General features: G+C 55.4%; 19 protein-coding genes and 1 other RNA gene. 14 read left to right on the forward strand and 6 right to left on the reverse strand.

What is annotated here, in order from left to right; translation table 11 throughout:
- Positions 1 to 41 precede the first annotated feature (41 nt).
- The 3 genes from ppiD to L462_RS22565 all read left to right on the forward strand — a co-directional run bounded on the left by ppiD (position 42) and on the right by L462_RS22565 (position 2,940).
- Positions 42 to 1,913 carry a peptidylprolyl isomerase gene (gene ppiD / locus L462_RS22575; protein ID WP_032677519.1) on the forward strand — a complete coding sequence of 624 codons (1,872 nt, stop codon included), beginning with the start codon at positions 42 to 44 and terminating at the stop codon, positions 1,911 to 1,913.
- 148 nt (positions 1,914 to 2,061) lie between these two features.
- A complete protein-coding gene (locus tag L462_RS22570) occupies positions 2,062 to 2,442 on the forward strand; it encodes a helix-hairpin-helix domain-containing protein (RefSeq protein ID WP_032677520.1) in 381 nt (126 codons plus the stop codon).
- Between the two features lie 99 nt (positions 2,443 to 2,541).
- Positions 2,542 to 2,940, forward strand: coding sequence for a YbgC/FadM family acyl-CoA thioesterase (locus L462_RS22565; protein WP_014168875.1), 399 nt, complete (start codon positions 2,542 to 2,544; stop codon positions 2,938 to 2,940).
- Positions 2,941 to 3,000: 60 nt separating this feature from the next.
- Here L462_RS22565 and queC read toward each other — a convergent pair whose 3' ends face one another.
- Together queC and L462_RS22555 are read right to left on the reverse strand one after the other, a co-directional pair.
- A complete protein-coding gene (queC, locus tag L462_RS22560) occupies positions 3,001 to 3,696 on the reverse strand; it encodes a 7-cyano-7-deazaguanine synthase QueC (RefSeq protein WP_014168876.1) in 696 nt (231 codons plus the stop codon).
- A gap of 66 nt (positions 3,697 to 3,762) precedes the next feature.
- On the reverse strand, positions 3,763 to 5,463 hold the full coding sequence (locus tag L462_RS22555; RefSeq protein WP_032677521.1) for an SgrR family transcriptional regulator: 1,701 nt from the start codon (positions 5,461 to 5,463) through the stop codon (positions 3,763 to 3,765).
- 101 nt (positions 5,464 to 5,564) lie between these two features.
- Between L462_RS22555 and cof the strand changes: the two genes are divergently transcribed.
- Positions 5,565 to 6,383 (forward strand): HMP-PP phosphatase, encoded by an 819-nt coding sequence (gene cof, locus L462_RS22550; protein ID WP_014168878.1) that lies wholly within the window; start codon positions 5,565 to 5,567, stop codon positions 6,381 to 6,383.
- Positions 6,384 to 6,424: 41 nt separating this feature from the next.
- Here the strand turns inward: cof and L462_RS22545 are convergent, their stop codons facing one another.
- Complete coding sequence (locus L462_RS22545) at positions 6,425 to 7,471, reverse strand: PLP-dependent cysteine synthase family protein (protein ID WP_032677522.1); 1,047 nt, start codon at positions 7,469 to 7,471, stop codon at positions 6,425 to 6,427.
- Positions 7,472 to 7,586: 115 nt separating this feature from the next.
- Between L462_RS22545 and L462_RS22540 the strand changes: the two genes are divergently transcribed.
- The 5 genes from L462_RS22540 to amtB all read left to right on the forward strand — a co-directional run bounded on the left by L462_RS22540 (position 7,587) and on the right by amtB (position 13,525).
- Entirely contained in the window at positions 7,587 to 8,045 is a 459-nt protein-coding gene (locus tag L462_RS22540; protein ID WP_020885204.1) for an Lrp/AsnC family transcriptional regulator, read from the forward strand.
- A gap of 50 nt (positions 8,046 to 8,095) precedes the next feature.
- Entirely contained in the window at positions 8,096 to 9,868 is a 1,773-nt protein-coding gene (locus L462_RS22535) for a SmdA family multidrug ABC transporter permease/ATP-binding protein (RefSeq protein WP_032677523.1), read from the forward strand.
- Complete coding sequence (locus L462_RS22530) at positions 9,861 to 11,642, forward strand: SmdB family multidrug efflux ABC transporter permease/ATP-binding protein (RefSeq protein WP_020885202.1); 1,782 nt, start codon at positions 9,861 to 9,863, stop codon at positions 11,640 to 11,642. The genes L462_RS22535 and L462_RS22530 overlap by 8 nt, the downstream gene beginning before the upstream one ends.
- 222 nt (positions 11,643 to 11,864) lie before the next feature.
- Positions 11,865 to 12,203 carry a P-II family nitrogen regulator gene (gene glnK / locus L462_RS22525; protein WP_008503304.1) on the forward strand — a complete coding sequence of 113 codons (339 nt, stop codon included), beginning with the start codon at positions 11,865 to 11,867 and terminating at the stop codon, positions 12,201 to 12,203.
- Positions 12,204 to 12,238: 35 nt separating this feature from the next.
- Positions 12,239 to 13,525, forward strand: a complete 1,287-nt coding sequence (amtB, locus tag L462_RS22520) for an ammonium transporter AmtB (RefSeq protein WP_020885201.1) — start codon at positions 12,239 to 12,241, stop codon at positions 13,523 to 13,525.
- A 75-nt stretch (positions 13,526 to 13,600) separates the two neighbouring features.
- Here amtB and tesB read toward each other — a convergent pair whose 3' ends face one another.
- Positions 13,601 to 14,461, reverse strand: coding sequence for an acyl-CoA thioesterase II (gene tesB / locus L462_RS22515; protein ID WP_020885200.1), 861 nt, complete (start codon positions 14,459 to 14,461; stop codon positions 13,601 to 13,603).
- 203 nt (positions 14,462 to 14,664) lie between these two features.
- On the opposite strand from tesB, the gene L462_RS22510 reads away from it, so the two are divergent.
- A complete protein-coding gene (locus L462_RS22510) occupies positions 14,665 to 15,192 on the forward strand; it encodes a YbaY family lipoprotein (protein WP_014168885.1) in 528 nt (175 codons plus the stop codon).
- A gap of 30 nt (positions 15,193 to 15,222) precedes the next feature.
- Here L462_RS22510 and L462_RS22505 read toward each other — a convergent pair whose 3' ends face one another.
- Positions 15,223 to 15,534, reverse strand: coding sequence for an MGMT family protein (locus tag L462_RS22505; RefSeq protein ID WP_025204849.1), 312 nt, complete (start codon positions 15,532 to 15,534; stop codon positions 15,223 to 15,225).
- A gap of 170 nt (positions 15,535 to 15,704) precedes the next feature.
- On the opposite strand from L462_RS22505, the gene ffs reads away from it, so the two are divergent.
- From ffs to L462_RS22495, 3 genes are all read left to right on the forward strand, one after another.
- An RNA gene (ffs, locus tag L462_RS24080) (signal recognition particle sRNA small type) lies at positions 15,705 to 15,801 on the forward strand.
- 268 nt (positions 15,802 to 16,069) lie between these two features.
- The gene (locus L462_RS22500; protein WP_020885198.1) at positions 16,070 to 16,321 is read left to right on the forward strand and encodes a hypothetical protein; all 252 of its coding nucleotides are present in this window, start codon (positions 16,070 to 16,072) and stop codon (positions 16,319 to 16,321) included.
- Positions 16,318 to 16,533 (forward strand): hypothetical protein, encoded by a 216-nt coding sequence (locus tag L462_RS22495; protein WP_014168888.1) that lies wholly within the window; start codon positions 16,318 to 16,320, stop codon positions 16,531 to 16,533. Before L462_RS22500 ends, L462_RS22495 begins: the two co-directional genes overlap by 4 nt.
- A gap of 80 nt (positions 16,534 to 16,613) precedes the next feature.
- Here the strand turns inward: L462_RS22495 and L462_RS22490 are convergent, their stop codons facing one another.
- The gene (locus tag L462_RS22490; RefSeq protein ID WP_025204848.1) at positions 16,614 to 18,035 is read right to left on the reverse strand and encodes a MocR-like transcription factor YczR; all 1,422 of its coding nucleotides are present in this window, start codon (positions 18,033 to 18,035) and stop codon (positions 16,614 to 16,616) included.
- A gap of 86 nt (positions 18,036 to 18,121) precedes the next feature.
- Here L462_RS22490 and L462_RS22485 point away from each other — a divergent pair, with 86 nt between their 5' ends.
- Positions 18,122 to 18,733 (forward strand): membrane protein YczE, encoded by a 612-nt coding sequence (locus tag L462_RS22485; RefSeq protein ID WP_032677524.1) that lies wholly within the window; start codon positions 18,122 to 18,124, stop codon positions 18,731 to 18,733.
- Positions 18,734 to 18,752 lie beyond the last annotated feature (19 nt).

The raw sequence follows: 18,752 nt of genomic DNA on the forward strand, positions 1-18,752 counted from the left end.
CGTCAGGTAACCAGTCACCTACAGCGGAGTGTTGTTACACCATGATGGACAGCTTACGCACGGCTGCTAACAGTCTCGTGCTCAAGATTATTTTCGGTATCATTATCGTGTCGTTCATATTGACCGGCGTGAGCAGTTACCTTATCGGCGGTGGCGCGAACTATGCCGCAAAAGTGAATGGCCAGGAGATCAGCCGTGGTCAGTTCGAGAATGCTTTTGCCGGTGAACGTAACCGTATGCAGCAACAGCTGGGCGACCAATTCTCTGAACTCGCGGCAAACGAAGGGTATATGAAATCCCTGCGCCAACAGACCCTGAACCGTCTGATCGACGAAGCGCTGCTGGATCAATACGCGAAAAAACTGGGCCTGGGCATCAGCGATGAGCAGGTTAAAAAAGCCATCTTATCGACTCAGGCTTTCCAGTCTAACGGCAAATTCGACAATGCGCGTTACAACGGCATCATTAATCAGATGGGCATGACTGCCGATCAATACGCTCAGGCTCTGCGTAATCAACTGACAACCCAACAGCTCATCAATGCCGTCGTTGGCACTGATTTCATGCTCAAAGGTGAGACGGAAGAGCTGGCAGCCCTGGTTGCACAGCAGCGCGTGGTACGTGAAGCGACCATTGATGTGAATGCTCTGGCGGCGAAGCAGCAGGTTAGCGACGCGGACATTAACGCCTACTACGAGCAGAACAAGAGTAACTTCGTTGCTCCAGAACAGTTCCGTGTGAGCTACATCAAGCTGGATGCTGCCGCGCTGCAGGAAACAGCCTCTGACGCGGAAATTCAGTCTTATTACGATCAGCATCAGGATCAGTTCACTCAGCCGCAGCGTAACCGCTACAGCGTGATCCAGACCAAAACTGAGGCAGACGCCAAAGCCGTGCTGGATGAGCTGAACAAGGGCGCTGATTTCGCCTCCCTCGCGAAAGCAAAATCCACCGATATTATCTCTGCTAAAAACGGCGGTGATATGGGCTGGCTGGAAGAGAGCACCACGCCTGACGAACTGAAAAATGCCGGTCTGAAAGACAAAGGCCAGCTTTCGGGTGTCATTAAATCTTCCGTTGGTTTCCTGGTGGCGCGTCTGGATGACATCGAGGCCGCGAAAACCAAGCCGCTGGCTGACGTTCGCGATGATATTGCAGCGAAAGTGAAGCAGGAAAAAGCGCTGGATGCTTACTACGCGCTGCAACAGAAAGTCAGTGATGCTGCCAGCAACGACAACGAATCTCTGGCGGGTGCTGAGCAGGCTGCAGGGGTGAAAGCGGTTGAGACCGGCTGGTTCGGTCGTAACAACCTGCCGGAAGAGCTGAATTTCAAACCGGTTGCTGATGCCATCTTCAACGGTGGTCTGGTTGGCGAGAACGGCACGCCGGGCAGCAACTCTGACATCATTACCGTCGACGGCGATCGTGCGTTTGTTCTTCGCGTCAGCGAGCACAAACCAGAAGCGATTAAACCGCTGGCAGAAGTGAAAGATCAGGTGGTTGCTCAGGTTAAGCACAACAAAGCGGAACAGCAGGCAAAACTGGATGCTGAGAAGATTCTGGTTGACCTGAAAGCGGGTAAACAGGATGCGCTGAAAGCGGCAGGTCTGAGCTTCGGTGAGCCAAAAACGCTGAGCCGTACCGGTCAGGATCCTGTCAGTCAGGCAGCGTTCGGTCTGAGCCTGCCTGCGAAGGACAAACCAAGCTTCGGTACCACTACCGATATGCAGGGTAACGTCGTTCTGCTCGCGCTGGACGATGTGAAAGCAGGCACGATGCCTGAAGAGCAGAAGAAAGCGATGGTGCAGGGTATTACCCAGAACAATGCCCAGATTGCTTTCGAAGCGATGATGAGCAACCTGCGCACAGAAGCCGAAATCAAGCTCGGTGACGTGATGACTCAGCAGCAATAATTACGTATTTGCTCGCATATTTTCGTAACGCTCTGCAATAACTAAAGGCCGCTTTCGCGGCCTTTTCCATTTCTGCAATCTGCCGTTTGTGCCGGGTTATAACGCTGGATATTGTGGCCTGGCTGTCAACAAACAAGGAGATAACAGCATGAAATGTGGAATCAAGGCTCTGTTCATTACTCTGGCGATTGCCACCACCGGGATGAGCGCAGGTGCGCTGGCGACGACACCCGCGGCGAAAACACCGGCGGTGCAAAGCAGGTCTGACGCAGCGGCACCCGCAGCTGGGCAGACGAAAGCCACGGATGCCGGAAAAAGCGCGGATGATGACGGTACGCGAGTCAGTATCAATTCGGCATCGGCAGAGGATCTCGCCCGGGTGATGAATGGCGTAGGGCTAAAAAAAGCGCAGGCGATAGTCAGCTATCGCGAAGAGTACGGTCCTTTCAAAACGGTTGACGATCTTAAGCAAGTACCCGGTATGGGCGGAGCGCTGGTTGAGCGCAACCTCTCACACCTGACGTTGTAATCACATAATTACTTGCACGGCGGCAAAATTTTGCCAGGATAAAGAGGTCATACCAGTCATGACCTCTTATCCTATAACAACAGTAAAGGCTATTGCGCTATGCAGACAAAAATCAAAGTACGCGGGTACCACATCGATGTTTACCAGCACGTCAACAACGCCCGTTATCTTGAGTTTCTTGAAGAAGCGCGCTGGGACGGTCTGGAAAGCAGCGAAAGCTTTCAGTGGATGACCGCGCACAACATCGCGTTCGTGGTCGTCAACATCAATATCAACTACCGTCGTCCGGCCGTGCTGGGAGATGTGCTGACCATCACCAGCCAGCTTCAACAGTTAAACGGCAAGAGCGGCGTGTTAACCCAGGCGGTGACGCTGGATCCTGAAGGCCAGGCCGTTGCCGACGCGCTGATCACCTTTGTCTGTATCGATCTGAAAACCCAGAAAGCGTTGCCGCTGGAAGGGGAGTTGCGGGAAAAACTGCAGTTGATGATCGTCTAAGCGCGTTGTGTTCATGACCCGTGCTGTCGATATTCTGTTCGCCAGCACGGTCAAAGAGGCTTATTTGAGCCCGGTTTTTTTCTTCATCGCCGACATCACGCCCGCTTTATCAGCCAGATAGTGATTCAGTCCGTTTGCGCGCAGATTACAGGCCGCACACTGGCCACAACCATCACCTTTAATGCCGTTGTAGCAGGTAAGGGTTTCGCTGCGAACCATGTCCAGTTTGCCCCAGTAGTCTGCCAGTGCCCAGGTTTCCGCTTTATCAAGCCACATCAGTGGCGTTTCAAAGCGCGTCTCTTTTGCCATCCCCAGATTCACGGCGTGGTTGAGAGCCTTCACGAACTCGTCACGGCAGTCAGGGTACCCGGAGAAGTCGGTTTCACACACGCCCGTGATCACCGCTTCGGCTTTCACCTGGTAGGCGTAGATCGCCGTCAGCGTCAGGAAGAGAATGTTGCGGCCTGGCACAAAGGTGTTCGGAATGCCGCTGGCATCAGGTTCATAGTCAGGAACGGGAATACTGTCGCGGGTGAGGCTACTGACGGCCAGTTCATTTAACAGCGTAACGTCCAGCACCTTATGCGCGCGCGCGCCCAGTTTCAGCGCCAGTTCACGGGCGACGTCGATTTCAGCGCGATGTCGCTGACCATAATCGAAAGTGACACAGTGAACTTCATCGTACTGATGAAGCGCCTGAACCAGGCAGGTAGTGGAATCTTGTCCTCCGCTGAACACGACGACGGCACGTTTCATAAATCATCTCGACAGTTACGGTAAAAACATCATGTTACCGTCTGACTACGGCGACGACCAGCTTCTTCACGATTTGGTGGCCGGGAGCCAGGCTTCGGTGAAATCGAACCAGCCGCGGGTGTTAAGCCGTATGCCATTGACTCCCGGGGGCGCGCTGATTTGGTACTGGTAGTTAAACAACGGTGTCAGCACCGCGCTCTCCATGAGTTGGGTGAAAATAGCTTTCAGCCCGCGATGCCGGGCATGCTCGTCAGCCTGAGTCTGAACGGCATCCAGTGTCGCCTGCAGATGGGCATATTGCGGCGCGCTCAGCAGGTGCGGCCATAGCGCATCGCAGCGAAGCCACTGCTCAAGGGTGTATTCCGGTGCTTCGCCAATCAGCCTGTCTCCCATCATAAGGTCCGCGTCGGCAAGATGCTGACATCCGTCCCACGTTTTGGCATCGTGAAAGATGACCGTTAACGCGCAGCCCTGGCGGGAAAGATACGCTTTTAGCTGACTCGCCATGGTATGTAACTCGACGGGCAGATGGTAAATCAGGGTCAGCGTCTCAGGCAAAGGGACATCCGTGAGATCCGGCCACTCAGGAATACGCCAGCCCGGCAGCAACTCCTGCGTTGGGGTGATAAGCCCCTCATCCAGAGGAAGAGTATGCAGAAGCGTTGAGAGGTGAATGATGTTGATAAGGCGTCTTGCCTGCATTTCGCTAAGACGCGGGCTGCGCTTCAGCGTGAGGTAGCAAAACCCCAGGCTGATGCTGTTACTCACCAGCCGCAAACGGGTCAGTTCGTCAGGCTCTCCGATGGCGATTTGTACCGGATGCCGGCAGCTGGTTCCAAGCCCCTGATCAAATAGCTGAGGGGTGATCCAGAACTCGATGGCCTTCAGTAGCGGGTGGCTAAGGTGATACTGCTCATGGCTTTCCAGACGAACCAGGTCCGGCTTATACGCGGTGAGCCTGAAAGGTCCGCTGCCTGTCATCGGTTGTGCCGGGTGCGCCACACGGCTGCAATAGGTTGCCAGCCGATGCGCCAGCCAGTAGTCGGGCTTGTGTAAAATAAACGTCAGACACTGCGGATGGGTAACTTCAATGCGCAGCACGCTCTGAAAAAGCCTGTGCATGGCCGGGAGCGTCAACATCGCATTCAGACTCTCCTGTAACTGGGCCGTTTCGACTTTATCACCGTTATGCCAGTGAAGCGTGGAGCGAATATAAAAATGCCAGCGCAGTCCGTCCTCCGACACGTCCCAGTGATGGGCAAGATCGCCCGTCGGTTCGCTGCTGTTACCGTGAAAACGCGTCAGCCCGGAAAAGACCTGTCCTGCCAGATGCTGTTCCGCCCGACCGGGTAAAAAGCCGGGATGCAGTGGATCCAGCGAGCGGTAATAGGGAATGCGCAGCGTCGGCGTATCGTTTTGCCACTGGCCGCCTAAAAACGGATGAAGCAGTGACCGCAGCTCCTCCGGTGCCAGCTGGGCCAGCTCAAGCGCGTTATGCTGCTGCCCACGCTTCAGCGCCTCTTCCATCATCGCATTGCGCAGTGACTCCGGGGTGACGTGGAAAGTCAGCTCCCCACGCTTACCGCGGCCAGACTGCGCTCGCCAGCTAAGCCAGCCCGCCTCCTGTGCCTGACGCAGTAACGTACGGACATGCCGTTCGCTGCAAAAACAGCGGGCGGCCAGCTCGCTGATGGTGGCCTGCTGCGTCGCGCCAGCGGAAGGCTGCCACAAACGGTGGTACTGGTTGAGTCGGTTAAGCTGGCGCATGAGAAACCCTGAACAATAATTATCATCTATTCACTATTACTTCCGTATATCTCACGCAATACTGATGCACAAGTTAACCGCATCACATTTCAGGAGTAATCATGGCTCGTCTCGCTGCGTTTGATATGGACGGTACGTTGTTAATGCCGGATCACCGTCTGGGTGAGAAAACCCTGAGTACCCTGAAGCGCCTGCACGAACGTGATGTCACCCTGACGTTTGCCACCGGCCGTCATGTGCTGGAGATGCGCCATTTGCTGGGGGCGTTTTCCCTGGATGCTTTTCTTATTACCGGCAATGGGACGCGCATTCACTCTGTCGAAGGCGATGTTCTCCACCGTCAGGATCTCAACCCGGAAGTGGCAGATATCGTATTGCACAGCACCTGGGACACCCGGGCCAGCGTTCATGTCTTTAACGATAACGGCTGGTTTACCGGGCATGACATTCCGGCATTGCTGCACGCCCATGTCTACAGTGGTTTCCGCTATCAGCTTATCGATCTGCGCCGTATTCCGGCTCACGCGGTGACGAAGATCTGTTTCTGCGGCGATCATGACGATCTTTGTCGCTTACGCATTCAGCTGAATGACGCGTTAGGCGACCGGGCGCACCTGACCTTTTCAGCGGTGGACTGTCTCGAGGTTTTGCCGGTTGGGTGTAATAAAGGATCGGCGCTGGCGGTACTGAGCGATCACCTGGGCTTAACGATGCAGGAATGTATGGCGTTTGGCGACGCCATGAACGACCGCGAAATGCTGGGCAGCGTTGGTCGCGGTCTGATCATGGGAAATGCGATGCCGCAGCTGAAGGCAGAGCTTCCCCATCTACCGGTTATCGGACACTGCGGTAACGAAGCAGTGTCTCATTTTTTGACGCATTGGCTGGACAACAACAACCTCCCATATTCCCCCGAATAGTGAGACCCTTCCAGCAAGCCAGACCCCGGTCTGGCTTTTTTTTATTTCACCAGTTGCATAATCTGCGCTTTCCACGGCTCAATATCGCCGATGTTTGCCTGAACCCACTGCGCATTGTAATAGGTCTCAAGATAGCGCTCGCCGCTGTCGCAGAGCAGGGTGACGATAGAGCCGGTGCGCCCCTCTTCACGCATGCGAGCCGCAAGCTGCAGGGCTCCCCACATGTTGGTGCCGGTAGATGCACCGACTTTACGGCCAATCTGTGTCTCCAGCCAGTGCGCGGTTGCCACGCTGGCGGCATCCGGCACGCGGAGCATTTCATCCACCACGTCCGGAATGAATGAAGGCTCCACGCGCGGGCGGCCAATACCTTCAATCTTACTGCCCACCGGGCTGCGCAGATCCGCATTGCGGCTTTGCCAGTAGTCCAGGAACACCGAGTTCTGCGGATCCACCACCATCAGCTGCGTATCGTAGCCCTGACAGCGGATGTAACGCCCCAGGGTGGCTGAGGTGCCGCCAGTACCGGCGCTCATCACGATGTACGACGGAACAGGGTGAGGTTCGTGGGTCATCTGGCGGAAAATACTGTCGGCGATGTTGTTATTGCCGCGCCAGTCTGTAGCTCGCTCCGCAAAGGTGAACTGGTCCATATAGTGGCCATTCAGCTCACGGGCCAGCATTTCAGACGCGGCGTAAATTTCGCAGGCGCTTTCCACAAAGTGGCAGCGTCCACCGTAAAATTCGATCTGCTCAATTTTTCGTTTCGCGGTGCAGGAGGGCATCACGGCGATAAACGGCAGGCCCAGCAGGCGGGCAAAATAGGCTTCGGATACGGCGGTTGAACCGGAGGAGGATTCAATAATCGTGGTTCCCTCCTTAATCCAGCCGTTACACAAACCGTATAAAAAGAGCGAACGCGCCAGGCGATGCTTCAGGCTACCGGTGGGATGGGTGCTTTCATCTTTCAGGTACAGCTGGATGCCAGCAAAACCCGGCAGAGCCAGGCGAATGAGATGGGTGTCCGCCGAGCGCTGATAGTCGGCATTGATTTCGCTGATGGCATGTTTAACCCAGGCGCTATTCATCGTATTTATCCGTTTGTCATTTTGTGCCCAGCATAGCGAAAAGCACAGAAAAAATTGTTGCTATATGGCCTTTAAAATAGAATGAAGGGAGAAAATTTTTCTCTGTGAGGTGGGTATGCTAGATAAAATAGACCGTAAGCTGCTTTCTTTACTGCAAAGTGACTGTACCCTCTCTTTGCAGGCACTGGCAGATGCCGTTAATCTGACCACCACGCCGTGCTGGAAGCGCCTCAAGAAGCTTGAAGATGACGGCATCCTTCTGGGGCGAGTCGCGCTTTTAGATCCCGAAAAACTGGGGCTTGGGTTGACGGCATTTGTCCTGATAAAAACCCAACATCACAGCAGCGAGTGGTACAGCCGCTTCGTAACACAGGTCTCCGAGATGCCGGAGGTGCTCGGTTTCTGGCGCATGGCGGGAGAGTATGACTATCTGATGCGCGTCCAGGTGGCAGACATGAAGCGTTATGATGATTTTTACAAGCGGCTGGTGAACAGCGTACCGGGCTTGTCGGACGTCACCTCGAGCTTCGCCATGGAACAGATTAAATACACCACAGCTCTACCCATTGATTAATTGAATAACTTCCCGGCGTAGCCGGATCCATACCTTCAGGAACAAACCGCGTGCGATTATTTGCCCAATTAAGCTGGTACTTTCGTCGGGAGTGGCAACGCTACCTCGGCGCTGTGGCCCTGCTTATTATCATTGCTATCCTGCAGTTAATTCCACCGAAAGTGGTGGGATACGTGGTGGATGGCGTTACAGAACAGCATTACACCACCGCACGGGTGTTGATGTGGGTCGGCACGCTGGTGCTGACGGCCATCATTGTCTATCTGCTGCGCTACGTCTGGCGGGTACTGCTGTTTGGCGCGTCCTATCAGCTGGCCGTCGAACTGCGTGAAGATTTTTATCGTCAGCTGAGCCGCCAGCATCCCGAGTTCTACCTGCGTCATCGCACCGGGGATCTTATCGCTCGCGCCACCAATGACGTTGACCGCGTCGTGTTTGCCGCCGGGGAAGGGGTGTTAACGCTGGTGGACTCTCTGGTGATGGGCTGTGCGGTTCTGATTGTGATGTCCACCCAGATAAGCTGGCAGCTCACGCTGCTGGCGTTGCTGCCTATGCCGCTGATGGCGCTGGCGATCAACCGCTATGGCGAACAGCTTCATGAGCGCTTCAAGCTGGCGCAGGCGGCGTTTTCCTCGCTGAATGACCGTACGCAGGAGAGCATGACCAGCATCCGCATGATCAAAGCGTTTGGCCTGGAAGATCGACAATCCGCGCTGTTTGCAGCCGATGCCGCCGACACGGGTGCGAAGAACATGCGCGTTGCGCGTATCGATGCGCGGTTTGACCCGACAATCTATGTCGCGATTGGCATGGCAAACCTGCTGGCCATTGGTGGCGGGAGCTGGATGGTGGTGCAGGGCTCGCTAACCCTCGGGCAATTGACCAGCTTTGCCATGTACCTGGGGCTGATGATATGGCCGATGCTGGCACTGGCCTGGATGTTTAACATTGTAGAGCGCGGCAGCGCCGCCTACAGCCGTATTCGCGCGATGCTTGCCGAAGCGCCAGTGGTGAATGACGGTAGCGAATCGGTACCGGAAGGGCGCGGCGTGATGAATGTCGACGTCCGTAAGTTTGTGTATCCGCAAACGGAACATACGGTACTGGAGAACGTCAGCTTTACGCTCAAACCGGGTCAGATGCTCGGTATCTGCGGTCCGACAGGCGCCGGGAAAAGTACCGTACTCTCCCTGATTCAACGTCACTTTGACGTCACGCAGGGCGATATTCGCTTCCATGATATTCCGTTGACGAACCTGCTGCTCGATGACTGGCGCGGTCGTCTGGCGGTGGTCAGCCAGACGCCGTTTCTCTTTTCTGACACCGTGGCGAATAATATTGCCCTCGGACGCCCGGCGGCGACTCAGGAAGAGATTGAGCACGTCGCGCGCCTGGCCAGCGTCCATGACGATATTCTGCGTCTGCCACAGGGCTATGAAACGGAAGTGGGTGAGCGTGGCGTTATGCTTTCCGGCGGGCAAAAACAGCGTCTCTCGATTGCCCGCGCGCTGCTGCTGAATGCCGAAATCCTGATCCTTGATGATGCGCTCTCCGCCGTCGATGGCCGCACCGAGCACCAGATCCTGCATAACCTGCGACAGTGGGGGGATGGAAGGACGGTGATCATCAGTGCACACCGGTTGTCGGCGCTGACGGAAGCCAATGAAATTCTGGTATTACAGCACGGGCACATTGCCCAGCGCGGACAGCATGAACCGCTTGCGGAGCAACCGGGCTGGTATCGCGATATGTATCGTTATCAGCAGCTTGAAGCGGCGCTAGACGACGCCCCGGAACAGGATGAGGAGAACGCTAATGCGTAAGACCGTGACGCAGTGGCCGACGCTAAAACGCCTGCTGGCCTATGGTTCTCCGTGGCGAAAACCGCTTTCGCTTGCCGTACTGTTGCTGTGGATTGCCGCGATTGCAGAAGTGAGCGGTCCGCTGCTCATCAGCTACTTTATCGACAATATGGTGGCGAAAAGCTATTTGCCGCTGGGGCTCGTCGCGGGGTTAGGTGTGGCCTACGTTGGGCTACAGCTGACTGCGGCGTCACTGCATTACGCCCAGTCTCTGCTCTTTAACCGGGCGGCCGTGGGCGTGGTGCAGAAGTTACGTACGGATGTGATGGATGCGGCACTGCGCCAGCCGTTGAGTGAGTTTGATACCCAGCCGGTTGGGCAGGTGATATCACGGGTGACCAACGATACCGAGGTGATCCGCGATCTGTATGTCACCGTCGTGGCAACCGTGCTGCGCAGCGCAGCGCTGATTGGCGCCATGCTGGTGGCGATGTTCAGCCTCAACTGGCGTATGGCTCTGGTGGCGATCACCATCTTCCCGGCCGTATTGATTGTAATGGTCATCTATCAACGCTACAGCACGCCGATTGTGCGTCGGGTGCGCGCCTATCTGGCCGATATCAACGATGGCTTCAACGAAGTGATCAACGGCATGAGCGTCATTCAGCAGTTCCGCCAGCAGGCTCGCTTTGGTGAACGCATGGGGGAAGCGAGCCGGTCGCACTATATGGCGCGTATGCAGACGCTGCGACTGGACGGTTTCCTGCTACGTCCGCTGCTGAGCCTCTTCTCGGCGCTGGTTCTCTGTGGCCTGCTGATGCTTTTCGGGATGAGCGCGAATGGAACAATTGAAGTTGGGGTTCTGTACGCTTTTATCAGCTATCTGGGACGCCTTAATGAACCGTTGATAGAACTCACCACCCAGCAGTCTATGTTGCAACAGGCCGTGGTGGCGGGGGAGCGCGTGTTCGAACTGATGGACCGGCCACGTCAGACCTACGGCGATGATGAGCGTCCTTTGCAAAGCGGAGAGATTACGTTTGATAAGGTCTCGTTTGCTTATCGTGAAGACCGTCTGGTGTTGCAGGACATCTCTCTTGATGTGCCGTCGCGCGGCTTTGTGGCGCTGGTGGGGCATACCGGCAGCGGCAAAAGTACCCTCGCCAGCCTGTTGATGGGCTATTACCCGGTCAGTCAGGGGGAAATCCGCATTGATGGTCGTCCGCTCGCATCACTGAGCCACAATGTGTTGCGCAAAGGCGTTGCAATGGTGCAGCAAGACCCGGTGGTCATGGCCGATACCTTTTACGCCAACGTCACCCTGGGGCGGGATTATACCCAGCAACAGGTGTGGGATGTGCTGGAAACCGTGCAGCTGGCAGAGCTGGCGCGCGGTTTTAGCGATGGGATCAATACCCGGCTTGGTGAGCAGGGGAATAACCTCTCGGTGGGACAAAAGCAGCTTCTGGCCCTGGCGCGGGTGCTGATTGAAACGCCGCAGGTGCTGATACTCGACGAAGCAACCGCCAGCATCGACTCTGGTACTGAGCAGGCTATCCAGCTGGCGCTGGCCGCGGTGCGTGACCACACGACGCTGGTGGTTATCGCACACCGTCTTTCAACGATTGTCGACGCAGACACCATCCTGGTGCTGCATCGCGGTCAGGCCGTCGAACGCGGTACGCACCGGGAGCTGCTCGAAGCAAAAGGGCGCTACTGGCAGATGTATCAGCTGCAGCTGGCCGGTGAAGAGCTGGCCGCCAGCGTGCGTGAGGACGAGTCCCTCAGCGCCTGATGCACCAAAACAAGGCAGCGCGCTAACAGTCATTACTGTTGGTGCAAAACTGAAACGCACCGTGCACTGTCATGGTGCGTTTTTTTTCACCGGTTCGTTAAACACGCTCGTGTAAAGCTCATTGCACCGCGTTTCCCTCAGGTTTTCATTTCTGGCACACCCCTTGCAATGTCTTCTGCGTATTAGCGGCGGCCATTACCGAATTCTGACTGGAGGGGATCTATGAAGCTGGTTACGGTTGTAATCAAACCATTCAAACTCGAAGACGTGCGTGAAGCATTGTCTTCCATGGGTATTCAGGGACTGACTGTCACCGAAGTGAAAGGCTTTGGTCGTCAGAAGGGTCATGCCGAGCTTTACCGCGGGGCAGAATACAGCGTTAACTTCCTGCCAAAAGTAAAAATTGATGTCGCGATTGCTGATGACCAGCTTGATGAAGTTATTGATGTCATTAGCAAAGCGGCCTACACCGGCAAAATTGGCGACGGCAAAATTTTCGTTGCCGAATTGCAGCGCGTCATTCGCATCCGTACCGGCGAATCTGACGAAGCGGCACTGTAAGTAACTCCTGGCACACAGTGATAGGGATCGAGAAAATGAAGATAGCAACAATCAAAACGGGTCTGGGTTCGCTGGCACTGCTGCCGGGCCTGGCACTGGCTGCCCCTGCGGTGGCAGACAAAGCCGATAACGCCTTTATGATGATCAGCACCGCGCTGGTGCTGTTCATGTCCATTCCGGGCATTGCGCTGTTCTACGGCGGCCTGATCCGTGGCAAAAACGTTCTCTCCATGCTGACGCAGGTTGCCGTCACGTTCGCGCTGGTTTGCGTGTTGTGGGTGGTCTACGGTTACTCTCTGGCCTTCGGCACGGGCAATGCGTTCTTCGGAAACTTTGACTGGGTCATGCTGAAAAACATCGAACTGACCGCGCTGATGGGCAGTTTCTATCAATATATTCACGTTGCCTTCCAGGGCTCGTTCGCCTGTATCACCGTCGGGCTGATCGTCGGTGCGCTGGCTGAGCGTATTCGCTTCTCCGCCGTACTGATCTTCGTGGTGGTCTGGCTGACGCTCTCCTATGTGCCGATTGCGCACATGGTCTGGGGTGGCGGTCTGCTGGCGAGCCATGGCGCGCTGGACTTCGCAGGCGGTACTGTTGTACACATCAACGCCGCGGTGGCGGGCCTGGTAGGGGCATACCTGATTGGCAAACGCGTGGGCTTCGGTAAAGAAGCGTTCAAACCGCACAACCTGCCGATGGTCTTTACCGGTACAGCGATCCTTTACTTTGGCTGGTTCGGCTTCAACGCCGGTTCAGCAAGCGCAGCAAACGAAATCGCCGCGCTGGCCTTCGTGAACACGGTTGTGGCAACGGCGGGTGCGATCCTCTCATGGGTGTTTGGTGAGTGGGCGGTACGCGGTAAGCCTTCACTGTTGGGTGCCTGTTCAGGTGCAATTGCCGGTCTGGTTGGTATCACGCCAGCTTGTGGCTACGTCGGTGTTGGCGGCGCGCTGCTTGTCGGGCTGGTCGCCGGTCTGGCGGGTCTGTGGGGTGTGACGGCGCTGAAACGTGTTCTGCGCGTCGATGACCCATGCGATGTCTTCGGTGTACACGGCGTCTGCGGCATCGTCGGTTGTATCATGACCGGTATCTTCGCGGCGAAATCGCTGGGTGGCGTGGGGTACGCAGAAGGCGTCACGATGGTTCACCAGGTGCTGGTGCAGCTGGAAAGTATTGCCATCACCGTCGTGTGGTCTGCCGTTGTGGCCTTCATCGGCTATAAGCTGGCGGATATGACCGTCGGTCTGCGTGTTCCGGAAGAGCAGGAACGCGAAGGTCTGGACGTCAACAGCCACGGCGAGAATGCGTACAACGCCTGATAAGCAAAACGGCAACCCAGGGTTGCCGTTTTCGTTTTGTTCCCTCTCCCGTCGGGAGAGGGCCGCAGTACAACATCACCCGCGGTTACGCATTACCCCTTCCTGCACCGTCGACGCGACCAGCACGCCATCCTGAGTGTAAAACTCACCGCGCACAAAGCCGCGCGCGCTTGACGCCGAAGTACTCTCCACGCTGTAGAGCAGCCACTCGTTCATGTCGAACGGACGATGGAACCACATGGAGTGATCGATGGTGGCCACCTGCATCCCTTTTTCAAGGAAGCCCACGCCGTGCGGCTGCAGCGCCACCGGCAGGAAGTTGAAATCTGAGGCATAACCCAGCAGATACTGATGAACGCGGAAATCCGCGGGCACGGTACCGTTAGCGCGGATCCAGACCTGGCGCTTCGGCTCGGCCGTGTGGCCTTTCATCGGGTTATGGAATTCAACAGGACGGATCTCAAGCGGTTTATCGCAGAGAAACTTCTCCTTTACCTGCGGTGGAAGCAGATGCGCCAGCGCACGGGCGATATCGGTCTCGGATTTGAGATCGTCTGGCGACGGCGCGGGTGGCATCGTTTTCTGATGCTCATAACCCGGTTCCGGCGCCTGGAACGAGGCGGTCATATAAAAGATAGGCTTGCCATTCTGAACCGCCGCGACACGACGCGCGCTAAAGCTGTTGCCATCCCGCAATACCTCAACGTCATATACGATGGGTTTTGCGCTATCACCAGGGCGTAAGAAGTAGCTGTGAAATGAGTGCACCAGACGGTCTGCAGGGACGGTCTCCTTTGCTGCGTAGAGCGCTTGTCCTACGACTTGCCCGCCGAAGACCTGGCGTAAGCCGAGATCTTCGCTCTGTCCGCGAAAGAGTCCTTCCTCAATTTTTTCCAGATTCAGTAATGTCAGCAGATTGTTCAGTGCCTGACTCATAGTTGTCCTCAATAAACGCCGTAGCGAAAGATAGGCAGAGTATAACGCAGAAATGAAAGTGGTCCGATGGGTAGAATAATCTGAATATCTGGACGATTTTAGGCATAAATCAGTGATCTGTGCCAAACTTACCTGTGTTATGTGATTGAAACGACATCGGATGGGATCGATCCCGCTGGTGCATTGATGATAAGGAGACTTCAATGAAACTCGTGCCCATGCTAAGTGGTGTAGCAATTGCGGTGGCGTTGTCCGCCTGTGCAGGAAAGAGCGCCCAGGTGCCGGTGCCAGCAGCAGATCCAAACGGGATTAATACACTCTCACAGCAGTCCATTCAGCAGCCTAACGTTTCCGGGACTATCTGGATTAAACAGAAAGTCGCGTTACCGCCAGATGCGGTATTAACGGTAACCCTGTCTGATGCTTCCCTGGCAGACGCGCCGTCTAAAGTATTGGCCCAGCGTGCCGTGCGTACGGAAGGTAAGCAGGCACCGTTTAGCTTCGTGTTGCCGTATAACCCATCAGACGTGCAGCCTAATGCCCGTATCCTCCTGAGCGCAGCAGTAACGATCAACGATAAACTGGTGTTTATCACCGATACGGTGCAGGAAGCGATTAACCACGGCGGGACAAAAGTTGACCTGAACCTGGTTCCGGTACAGCAAACCGAAGTGCCGGTTGCGCCACAGACTAACCAACCGTCTCTGCCAACCCCTCCGACCCAGATGTAACGCTTTAAACCCTCTCCTTCGGGAGAGGGTTTAATACACCCAGCGGTACTTTTGCAAATCAATCTGTCCTGACCCCGACACCTGCACCCCTTCTGACAGTAACGCCTGACGCTGGCGCTGCAGATCCGGCCCGGTCAACGAGATCGCCCCATGACGATTTACCACCCGATGCCAGGGCAGGGTGCTTCCTTCGGGCAACCTTTTCAGTACGCCACCGACCTGCCGCGCCGCACGCGGAGAACCGGCCAGACGCGCTACGTCGCCATAGGTGGTAACATAACCTTCCGGCACAGAGGCCACAATTTGCCATACGCGTTGTGGAAAGGAGTCATGTTCGTCCATACGTCTACCTGTGGGGAATGTCTGGACAGTCATGTTAAACGAAGATAAACCCAATTGCTGCGCCAGTTTGCGCAAGAAACCAGCATCCAGTTGCGGGTCGCTTGCAATTGGCGGTAAGCACAGGGATAATGCGCCAGCGCGTTGGTTATCAACGCTCTCAATGGGGGCTCTGTTGGTTCTCCCGCAACGCTACTCTGTTCACCAGGTCAGGTCCGGAAGGAAGCAGCCAGGGCAGACGACGTGTGTGCCGGGATGTAGCTGGCAGGGCCCCCACCCATTTCTGCTCTCATCAACACTCTCCCTGTTTCTCTTCGCTTCGAATAGCCTTTAATCCACAACGTTATTAGGACTTTACTGACTGCATGTAATATATATTTCATTGCATTGAAATATTACTGTCATAAACCTGTAATAATAGACTGTCATTTTAATATCGGATGTCTTTTTTCTGTCATAACTTAAAAATATATATCTGGATAACATTGTTAAGTTCGTGTATTAAATAAAGTACTTATTCCGAAGGGAAGTGACAAACATGGCTACTGCGGTGTTAAACGTTAAGATTGATCAAGCGCTAAAAGAAAGACTTCGCCACTATGCTGAAGTTAATAACGAGAATTTAAGCGTGACGACAGAGAAACTGCTGCTGCTGGCATTCGAAGCGGTAGAAGAGGCGGGAGTATCGGAAGAGGATATTGATAACCAGCATACGGAAGAAGAGAGTGTTTCTCCATTTACTCCTAAAGAAATCAAGGCTCTACGTAAAATTCTTAAGAAGAGAAAATGAAACAACAACTGTCAACTGCCAGTGACTACAACGAGGCCTGCGATCTGTTGCGTTCAGGCTACGTGAAGCATGTACGTCTTGGCTGGAATGTAGGAAGTGATGAGTTCTTTCGTATTGCGTCTGACTGGTGTGATACCGGCGCAAAAATAAAGAAAGACGGTGAAAATTTCGTTATTTCACTGAAAGGTTTTCCTATTCCTCCTCAGCACTAAATCCTGAATGGTGAAAACTGCTGACTGTATCTGTGACAGTCAGCAGTTTTTATTTTATGATCCACTTCAAATTTTTTATATCAAACCAGACTTCTTTTTATTGATGGCACGTTTTTATTCAGGGCGAGCCACAAGGGTTTAATTCTCAGTAATGCCTGTTCAAGCTCAGCCGGATCGAGTGAAAAGGGCATACGTAAATACCGATCAAACGCACCCGATAAACCAAACCGCGTGCCGGTCCCCAGGTTGATTCCCAGTATCTCTGCGCGTGCAGCAAGCTGTGTTGCCAGCATCCCCGGCAGTTCAATCCAGTAGGAAAGCCCGCCTTCAGCTTCATGGAATGTCCATTCAGGGAAGTGCTCGCGCAACAGCGCGCCGCATTGGTCTCGTCGTTCCGCCAGCATCTTCCGGCGAGCAGGCAAAAACGTTTCGCTGTTATTGATAAGCCACAGCGTCGCCAGCTGTTCGAGCATGGGCGATCCTAAATCCAGGGTATCCCGCGTCTGGGCAAGCGTAGCGATGGTGCGCGAGGAGGCACGGATCCAGCCAAGACGAAGGCCGCCCCAGAAACTTTTTCCGGCAGAGCCTAACGTTATCACGGTGGCCTGCGGGTTAAATGACGCCAGCGGCGGCGGCGGGGGCGAGTCAAACCACAGATCCACCATCGTTTCATCTACTACCAGCGTCGTGCGGGTTTGCGCGGCAATCTCGGTGATTGCCTGACGGGTGGGAATATCCATGCATCGCCCGGTCGGGTTATGAAAATCGGGCATCAGGTATGCCAGGCGCGGCGCTGTCTGGGCAAGCGTTGCGGCAAACCCATGGGTATCCCAGCCCGTTTCCGGCAGCGACACGCCCACTGGACGGCACTGCGCTCCCTGAATGGCGGCGATCGCCAGCGGGTAAGTGGGATGATCGACCACGACGCGATCCCCCGGGCCGGTCATCATCCGCAGGACCAGCGCAAAACCGCTGACCGCACCATTGACTACCATTACCTCGTCTGTCCGGGTCGGAAGCCCCCGCGCGGTATAGCGTGCGGCGATGGCTTCCCGCAGCGCCGGCAACCCAAGCTGATCGTAACCCGTAAGCGAGAGATGTTGCGTAATGGCCGTGAGCGCATGGGTATAGGCCTGGTGGATCTCAGGCCCGGCATTGAGCGCCGCGGTGGAGAGATCCAGCGCGGCACTGGCTGCTGAAAGGGTTGGCACGGCGCGTGTGTCGGGCAGGATCACGCGTGAACCGCTGCCGTGGCGGCTTTCGAGATAACCTTCCTCACGCAGATGGGCGAGTGCGCTGCTGATGGTGGTCCGGCTCACATCCAGCGCAGTGGCCAGCTCCCGCTCGCCGGGTAGACGGGTGTTAAGTGCCAGTCGGCCATCAAGAATTAACAGGCGTAATGCATCCGCCAGCTGACGCCAGAGCGGGGTCCGGGACGAGGTTTGTTGCCAATGGCCTAACAGGCGTACCAATGACTGGCTTCCGAAGCGGCGAGATGACATGTGCAGTCCACTATTTGAAAACTGGACATTAATCATAATGCCATTTTCGCTCAAGATGAAAGCCTGGTTCACTGGAGAAGATAAAAATGGTACGTCGTCTGCTACAACTGTATGTCGGTTTAGGGCTGTATGGGCTTTCAACCACGATGTTTATTCGTTCGGATCTGGGGCTCGATCCGTGGGACGTCTTCCACCTGGGCGTGGCGATCCAGCTGGGGTTGAGCATAGGAATGGTGATTATTTTAACCGGTGCGGCGGTACTCCTGCTGTGGATCCCGCTGCGTCAGATGCCTGGTCTGGGAACCCTCAGTAACGTGATTATTATTGGCCTGGCGGCAGATGCCTCCATGGCCCTGATCCCCGAGGTGACCTCGCTGCCCCTGCGTATCGCGCTGCTGGTGGCTGGAATTGTCGTGAACGCGATAGCCACCGGTATGTATATCGGTGCCGGTTTCGGGGCGGGCCCGCGCGACGGTCTCATGACCGGGATCCATGCCCGTATGGGATGGTCCATCCGCAGCGTGCGTACCTCGATTGAAGTGTCCGTGCTGCTGATTGGGTGCATGCTGGGCGGAACGTTCGGGATAGGCACCGTCGCGTATGCGCTGACCATTGGCCCGCTTATCCAGATCTGCTTGCCTCTGTTCCGTTATAAGCCGCGCGTTGAGAAGACTCCCCAGCCGGAGCGGGTTGTTTAATTCTGCGAAGCGCTCACAT

Source organism: Enterobacter sp. BIDMC 26, from assembly GCF_000534435.1.
GTDB classification, from domain to species: domain Bacteria; phylum Pseudomonadota; class Gammaproteobacteria; order Enterobacterales; family Enterobacteriaceae; genus Enterobacter; species Enterobacter ludwigii.

Bases quoted from the DNA above. Each gene is read 5' to 3' on its own strand.
- L462_RS22500 (WP_020885198.1), top strand. From the start codon at position 16,070: ATGGCTACTGCGGTGTTAAACGTTAAGATTGATCAAGCGCTAAAAGAA.
- L462_RS22570 (WP_032677520.1), top strand. From the start codon at position 2,062: ATGAAATGTGGAATCAAGGCTCTGTTCATTACTCTGGCGATTGCCACC.
- L462_RS22530 (WP_020885202.1), top strand. From the start codon at position 9,861: ATGCGTAAGACCGTGACGCAGTGGCCGACGCTAAAACGCCTGCTGGCC.
- L462_RS22510 (WP_014168885.1), top strand. From the start codon at position 14,665: ATGAAACTCGTGCCCATGCTAAGTGGTGTAGCAATTGCGGTGGCGTTG.
- L462_RS22565 (WP_014168875.1), top strand. From the start codon at position 2,542: ATGCAGACAAAAATCAAAGTACGCGGGTACCACATCGATGTTTACCAG.
- L462_RS22505 (WP_025204849.1), bottom strand. From the start codon at position 15,534: ATGGACGAACATGACTCCTTTCCACAACGCGTATGGCAAATTGTGGCC.
- amtB (WP_020885201.1), top strand. From the start codon at position 12,239: ATGAAGATAGCAACAATCAAAACGGGTCTGGGTTCGCTGGCACTGCTG.
- cof (WP_014168878.1), top strand. From the start codon at position 5,565: ATGGCTCGTCTCGCTGCGTTTGATATGGACGGTACGTTGTTAATGCCG.
- L462_RS22545 (WP_032677522.1), bottom strand. From the start codon at position 7,471: ATGAATAGCGCCTGGGTTAAACATGCCATCAGCGAAATCAATGCCGAC.
- L462_RS22495 (WP_014168888.1), top strand. From the start codon at position 16,318: ATGAAACAACAACTGTCAACTGCCAGTGACTACAACGAGGCCTGCGAT.
- L462_RS22540 (WP_020885204.1), top strand. From the start codon at position 7,587: ATGCTAGATAAAATAGACCGTAAGCTGCTTTCTTTACTGCAAAGTGAC.
- ppiD (WP_032677519.1), top strand. From the start codon at position 42: ATGATGGACAGCTTACGCACGGCTGCTAACAGTCTCGTGCTCAAGATT.
- L462_RS22485 (WP_032677524.1), top strand. From the start codon at position 18,122: ATGGTACGTCGTCTGCTACAACTGTATGTCGGTTTAGGGCTGTATGGG.
- glnK (WP_008503304.1), top strand. From the start codon at position 11,865: ATGAAGCTGGTTACGGTTGTAATCAAACCATTCAAACTCGAAGACGTG.
- queC (WP_014168876.1), bottom strand. From the start codon at position 3,696: ATGAAACGTGCCGTCGTCGTGTTCAGCGGAGGACAAGATTCCACTACC.
- L462_RS22555 (WP_032677521.1), bottom strand. From the start codon at position 5,463: ATGCGCCAGCTTAACCGACTCAACCAGTACCACCGTTTGTGGCAGCCT.
- tesB (WP_020885200.1), bottom strand. From the start codon at position 14,461: ATGAGTCAGGCACTGAACAATCTGCTGACATTACTGAATCTGGAAAAA.
- L462_RS22490 (WP_025204848.1), bottom strand. From the start codon at position 18,035: ATGTCATCTCGCCGCTTCGGAAGCCAGTCATTGGTACGCCTGTTAGGC.